Raw genomic sequence first — 6881 nt, 5'->3', positions numbered from 1 at the left:
GTAGCGCCTTGCTCAAAAGATGAATCAAAAGTAACACTACTAGGATCAACACTTTCAGAAATTCGGGTTAGCTGTACAAACGAACTGCCTCCATCTGCACCCGCAGCGTTACCCCCACCAGCGGCTGTTGCCTCTAAATTATCTAGAATGTCCCCATCACCTTCTAACGCATCTAAAAAATCTGTTACATCAGAATTAGCCGCTGTTGATGGGTCTTGCTCTGCCCCTAAATCTAAGCTTGCAATTGCTTCATCTAAACTTTCATCAAAAACAGTTGTTTCGCTAGAATCTCTGGCTTCTTTCGCTAATAAGTCTGGTGTTATTTTTACCTTTTGATTTGCGGGTATAGATAAGGTTTCACCTTGCACATCAATTTGTAAAGACGATTTAATAGCAGTAACAACTAAATCACCCACGGTGATAATGTCACCAACATTTAATGCTCTTATTGACCCATCATCCAGCACCACACCTGCCGAACCTTGAATATCAATAACTACCAGTTGATTTGCTTCCATTTTGGTACCCTCAAACTTTTTAAAATAACAATCTAATAAGTTAAAGGTAGGACAAAAAAGCCACATAGATACTGTACTCAAGTACAGGTTTAAAAGAAAAATTCAAAAAATAAAAAATCAACAAGAAAGTGGTAGAAAATTTTTTTTATGCTAACCAAAACGATTACTTGCAAAAATAGTATTCCTTTACTAAATACTTAAGGGAGTATTTACGGTCTTAACAGGATCTAAGAGGAAGAAATGATTACAAAAAACACTTTTAAGAAACATCAAGAGACTATGTTAATCGGACTAACGATTACAGCCGCAACTCTACTAAACTATGTGCATGCAAATGAACAATCAGCAATGCCACTTACCTATGTCTCAAGTAAAGCGATTGAAAACAATCCTGAAGTACAAGAAGCATGGCATGCTTTTAAATCTTCGATTTATGGAGTAGATGCTGCCCGCTCAGGTTATTTACCAAGTGTTGATGTATCAGCAAGCGCGGGCTATGAAAGAAGAAATTACGGTGTTGAAGAAGAATATAACCGTAATACAGCCGAGTTAAGTGTTACTCAAATGCTTTACGACGGTTTTAGAACCTCGAATACTGTTGATCGCTTTAAACGCATTCAACTCATTAGGTACTTTGAGCTTATTTCTCAAACAGAACAAACAGCACTTGAAGCCTCAATAGCCCTGCTCGACGTACAAAAATTCAAAGAGTTAGTACAACTTGCAGAAGCAAATTTACAAGAGCACGAGTCTGTATATCAACAAATAGAACAAAGTGTAGGAGCTGGTGTAGCGCGCGCTGCCGATCTAGAACAAATTAGTGGGCGCTTATCTTTAGCACAATCTAACGTATTAACGGAGTACTCAAATTTACATGATGTAAGCGCTCGCTACTTAAGGGTTGTAGGAGAGCTTCCTATGAACGATATAAAGCAAGCTGACCTTGATGAAAAAAATATACCAATTTCAGTTAATCAAGCGCTAGACGTCGCTTACAAAAATAGCCCTTCATTTTACGCCTCTTTGTATAATATTGAAGCACAAAAAGCGAACGCAAAAGCACAAAAAGCAGCGTTTCATCCTAACGTAGATTTATCTGCCCGCTACGGTAGCCAAGATAGAGATGAACTTGGTCAAAATGAAACCAGAACAGAAGCGCGAGTCGGCATCGATATTAGCTATAATTTATATAATGGTGGTCTTGATAATGCCAATTTAGAACAAGCCTATCAGGATATAAACATTGCAAAATATCAACGCGATCAGTCTTGTATTGATATTCGTCAGAGTCTGCAAATTGCTTATTACAACGTCACTATATTAGAGCAAAAGTTACCGGCGCTTGATCAACACCGCGAATCATCAACTAAAGTTAAAATTGCATATAAGGATCAATTCGATATAGGCCAACGAACTCTACTAGACGTACTTGATGCCGAAAACGAGTCATTTCAATCAACACGTTCATACATAGTGGCGCTTTACGACCGTCAATCAGCTATTTTAACTATGCTAAAAGAAATGGGGAAATTACTGCCAGCACTTAACGTGATGTCAGATAAATACCCTACATTAAAAGAGCTAACTGACGACCCTATTGTTCATAACGCACAAAATATCTGTCCGAGTTACGATGTAGCAACCACTTTTAGCCGCAAGGCATTTCTTCAAAAAAAAGCTAAGCAAGATAATGCATACATGAGTGTAACGGCTATGCCAAGGTACTTAGATATACCGTTGGAAACCGACACGACAGCAAGCAGCTTTACCGATGATGATGGTGACGGCGTACCAAATGAGCAAGACACTTGCCCAAGCACACCTTTGAGTACAAATGTAGATTTATCTGGTTGCACAATTTATAGCGCATCAACCTCGAATATAGAAATTGGTATTCCTTTTTCTGCTGACTCAAGCGATGTAAGGTCTCAATATATTCAAGAAATTAGTCGGCTTGCAGATTTTTTAAAAGAGAACCCAACTAAACAGGTTGAAATACAAGGTCATGCCTCTTTAGATGGAGACCGTAAATATAACCGTAAACTATCAGAAAAACGTGCGTTTGCCGTAGCTGAAATTCTGATTAAGCAATTCGATGTAGAACCTAAACGTGTTAAATCGTTCGGGTATGGCATCGATCAACCACGTGTAAACGAAATATCAGTAAGAGCAAATGCTGCGAATCGACGTATCGAAGCTGTAATTACTGATACCTAAAGACAATTAACGTTATGTAAATAACCTAAACTCGGCATGAAATATTTAAGTCGAGTTTAGGTTTACTAGTAACAATCCTATGCAGTTCTACATAACATTGGATGGTGTATGGAATTAAACGATGTACTTGATCATGGTGGCATCCTCGTTGACTGCCTAGCAGTTTTATGTCGTCATCATGGTAAAGAGTTTTCAAGAGAAGCACTATTAAATGGACTTCCTCTAACTGATGGAAATCTTACTCCATCAGGTTTTTCGCGCGCAGCAAAGCGCATCGGCTTTAAATCAAAAGTAGTTAATAAGCCATTACAAAAAATTAATACAGCACTGCTACCTGCCATCTTAATTTTAAAAGATAACCAAGCCTGTGTTATTAATTCTATTGATTACGATAAACAGTTGGTGAGTGTAATTTACCCAGAACTTACAGAATCAGTTATCGAACAAAGCATTGATGAGTTAGCTGCTAACAGTGTAGGTTTAGTTATTTATGCTCAACCAGAGTTTGCATTTGATGAGCGAACACCTGTACTTGAAAAACTATCAAAAGACGGATGGTTTTGGGGAGTAATTAAAGAATGCCGCTCACTTTATAAGGACGTAATTATTTCGGCTGTTGCTTTGGGTTTTTTGTCGGTTGCTATGCCTTTATTTGTAATGAACGTATATGACCGCGTAGTGCCCAACCACGCAACAGAAACCTTATGGGTACTTGCCATTGGCATTTTAATAGCACTCACTGCTGACTTTGTTTTGCGTTTAGTAAGAGGCTACTTTGTAGAGCTTGCTGCCAGTAGAATAGATGTCAAAGTATCGGCTGTAATAATGGAGCGGGTATTAGGTATGAAACTAAAAAACCGCCCATCGTCCGCAGGCTCCTTTGCTAGCAACATTCAATCATTTGAAGCTGTACGTAACTTTTTTAGCTCCATAACACTTGTCGCATTAGTAGACTTGCCATTCGTAGTTTTGTATTTAATTGTTATTGCCATTATTGGCGTACCTCTAAGTTTACCTATTATCGCGGGCGCACTTATATTATTAGCTTACGCTATAGCCGCACACCGCAAACTTGAGGCTCTTTCAGAACAAACAATGAAAGCAAGCTCAATGCGAAATGCAGTATTAGTCGAAAGCTTAACCAATATTGAAGATGTAAAGAGCTTTCACTCAGAGTGTAAAACACAGTCTGTATGGGAAAAGTCTACCATTTACATTGCACAAGTAAACGCACATAGCCGACTCGTTTCAAGCTCTATATCAAATACAGCATCATGGATACAGCAATGCGTAGGCGTAATAATAATGATAATAGGCGTACACCTCGTTATTGAAGGTGAGCTAACTCAAGGCGGGTTAATTGCAGCCTACCTATTATCGTCTCGTGCTATGGGCCCAATCGGGCAGTCGGCCGCTGTTTTAGCACAATATCATCATGCCGCAATAGCAATGCAATCACTGAACGAGATTATGGAAAAAGAGGTCGAGCGTCCACCTGGTAAGCATTGGTTAAGCCACCCTATTTTAAAGGGTGATATAGAATTTAAAGATGTATGTTTTAAATACTCTGACGAATCTCATAATGCGCTCAACGGCGTTAGTTTTAAAATTAAAGCCGGTGAAAAAGTCGCCATTTTAGGACGTAATGGCTCAGGTAAAAGTACATTAGAAAAGCTTATTTTAGGACTATACGACCCCTGTTCAGGATCAATTTTGATGGACAATAATGATATACATCAAATTGACCCAGCTGAGCTTCGTCATAATATTGGCTACCTACCACAAACCGTTGCTCTGTTTTATGGAACCTTGAAAGACAACCTCACCATGAGTGCTTGGCATGCCAAAGACGAGCAAATTATTGAAGCCTGTGAGCGAAGCCAATTATTTGATTTAATTAATTCGCACCCAGACGGATTTGATTTACAAGTAGGCGAGCAAGGTCGTCAATTATCAGGTGGGCAGCGCCAAGCTGTAGGTATGGCAAGAGCCATAATTAACGACCCTCCGATACTATTACTAGATGAGCCAACATCATCACTAGATCATAATAGTGAAAGTAAAATTATTAATAATTTAAAGGGTTATTCTAAAGATAAAACCTTAATCGTGGTGACTCACCGCTCATCATTACTTGAGCTTGTTGACCGAATTATAGTTTTAGATAACGGAAAAGTAGTTGCTGATGGACCAAAACAAAAAGTAATTGCAGCGTTAAATAATAAGACAGTGGAGCAAGCCTCATGAGTGACAATAAAAAACCACTTGAACAGCGCTCCTTTGAATCTGTTAGCAGAGCAATAGAAGCAAGAAAACAAGGCAAGCCATCAATATTTAATAAACTATTTAAAGGATGGATTTCTCCGCCTAATAGCCAAGACTGGGTAGTCGATGCGCAGTGGGAAAAAATGCAACAGGAGCCAGCAAGCGCTAGGTTATTGCTCTATTTAATTTGTTTAACGTTTATATGCCTTATTGTGTGGTCTGGTTTTGCTAATTTAGATGAAGTTGCTCGTGGTGAGGGGCGAGTTATTCCCTCCAATAAATTACAACTTATTCAATCTTATGATGGTGGTATGGTCGAAAAAATAAATGTAAAAGAGGGGCAAATAGTAAATGAGGGTGATGTACTCATTAAAATAGACCCTACCCGCTTTATTTCTAGCTTTAGAGAAAACCAATCCAAAGTTGAGTCGTTAAGCGCAAAAGTAGCGAGACTCAGAGCACTCACTCAAAAAAAGGAGCTCGTATTTAGTGAGTCTGTTATTAAAAATGCGCCTAGAGTTGTGCAACATGAGCGTTCTCTTTATTTGAGTAACAGCCAAGAATTAGAGCAACAAGTAAGTATTCACAAACGCCAACTAGAGCAGCGACACCAAGATTACATTGAAGCCAAAGCGGCACTTGAGCAGCATACGAGCGCGCTGCGCTTAACAAACAGAGAGCTCTCTGTTACTCGCCCATTGTTACGCACGGGCGCTATCTCAGATATAGATATTATTCGTTTAGAGCGCCAAATAGTTGATCTAAACGGCGAGATAAACAGAACCAAGGCAGTTATAAATAGGAGCCTTTCGGCCATTAACGAAGCTAAAAATAAAGTAACCGAAGTTGAACTCGTTATGATTAACCGTTGGAACAATGAACTATCCGAAGCGCTACTTCGACTAGATTCAATTAAAGAAACTGAATCTGGCTTGGCCGATAAAGTAACACAAACCGAAATACGTTCTCCTGTTAAAGGCACTGTACAGCGATTATTAGTTAATACTGTTGGCGGTATTTTACAGCCCGGTAGCGATGTTATGGAAATTGTCCCGCTTGACGATCAACTTGTAGTAGAGGCAAAAATTCCTCCTAAAGACATTGCATTTTTACGCCCTGGGCAATCTGCGATGATAAAATTTAGTGCCTACGACTTTGCCGTATATGGAGGCCTTGAGGCAGAGGTTTTACATATTAGCGCCGATACCATTACAGATGATCGTGAGAATACCTTTTATTTGGTGCAACTAAAAACCACCAAAAATAACTTTTCAAAAGAGCTGACTATTATTCCAGGTATGACCACTCAAGTGGATATTATTACCGGTAAAAAAACCGTACTTGAGTATCTTTTAAAACCAGTTCTTAGAGCTACATCGCAAGCAATGACAGAGCGTTAAGCATTTAATAAATGGAGAAATAATGCGCCAAAGTATTTTTATTACACAGCCTGAATTTGAATCGAAGCACTGGCGTGCAGCGTTTCCTGGTTGTTTAATATGCACAAAAGAACCAAACAGAGTAACGGCATCAAGTATTATTTGGGTTTTAGCCGGTACACCGAACTGGCTTGAGCTCGTTAAAAAGTATTCGCAACAACGTTTACTCGTTATTGTTATGACCAACGAACTAGAAATAAATCAACTAAGGAGTGCGCTTGAAGCAGGAGCTAAAGGATACGTAGAAGCACTCGCCACTAAAGTAATTATTGAACAAGTACTTGAGACTATTTGTTCTGGCGGAATATGGTTACCAGGACAATTACTATCTAATTTAGTGGGAGCTTTATCAAATACACCGTTTAAATATGCGAGTACATGCGAGCTTGAGTTACTCACAAAACGAGAACGCCAAGTAGTTGATATTGTTGTAACTGGCGCT

5 protein-coding genes are annotated in these 6881 nt (G+C 39.1%); 4 read left to right on the top strand and 1 reads right to left on the bottom strand.

Annotated features, from left to right (window positions below; all coding sequences use genetic code 11):
• A partial coding sequence (locus tag H5072_RS08695; protein ID WP_182693283.1) for a retention module-containing protein occupies window positions 1-518 on the bottom strand: 518 nt, incomplete at its 3' end.
• 279 nt (window positions 519-797) lie between these two features.
• Here H5072_RS08695 and H5072_RS08690 point away from each other — a divergent pair.
• The 4 genes from H5072_RS08690 to H5072_RS08675 form a co-directional block, all read left to right on the top strand.
• A complete protein-coding gene (locus tag H5072_RS08690) occupies window positions 798-2735 on the top strand; it encodes a TolC family outer membrane protein (protein WP_259395909.1) in 1938 nt (645 codons plus the stop codon).
• 108 nt (window positions 2736-2843) lie between these two features.
• Window positions 2844-4982, top strand: a complete 2139-nt coding sequence (locus H5072_RS08685) for a type I secretion system permease/ATPase (protein ID WP_182693281.1) — start codon at window positions 2844-2846, stop codon at window positions 4980-4982.
• A complete protein-coding gene (locus tag H5072_RS08680) occupies window positions 4979-6400 on the top strand; it encodes an HlyD family type I secretion periplasmic adaptor subunit (protein WP_182693280.1) in 1422 nt (473 codons plus the stop codon). Before H5072_RS08685 ends, H5072_RS08680 begins: the two co-directional genes overlap by 4 nt.
• A gap of 22 nt (window positions 6401-6422) precedes the next feature.
• The coding region (locus tag H5072_RS08675) for a response regulator transcription factor (RefSeq protein WP_182693279.1) at window positions 6423-6881 on the top strand (459 nt) is incomplete at its 3' end.

The organism is Pseudoalteromonas sp. SR45-5 (assembly GCF_014163565.1).
GTDB classification, from domain to species: Bacteria; Pseudomonadota; Gammaproteobacteria; order Enterobacterales; family Alteromonadaceae; genus Pseudoalteromonas; species Pseudoalteromonas distincta.
This window is presented reverse-complemented; position numbering and strand designations above follow the sequence as displayed.

Coding starts and splice junctions, on each gene's coding strand:
- H5072_RS08680 (WP_182693280.1), top strand. CDS start 4,979: ATGAGTGACAATAAAAAACCACTTGAACAGCGCTCCTTTGAATCTGTT.
- H5072_RS08685 (WP_182693281.1), top strand. CDS start 2,844: ATGGAATTAAACGATGTACTTGATCATGGTGGCATCCTCGTTGACTGC.
- H5072_RS08690 (WP_259395909.1), top strand. CDS start 798: ATGTTAATCGGACTAACGATTACAGCCGCAACTCTACTAAACTATGTG.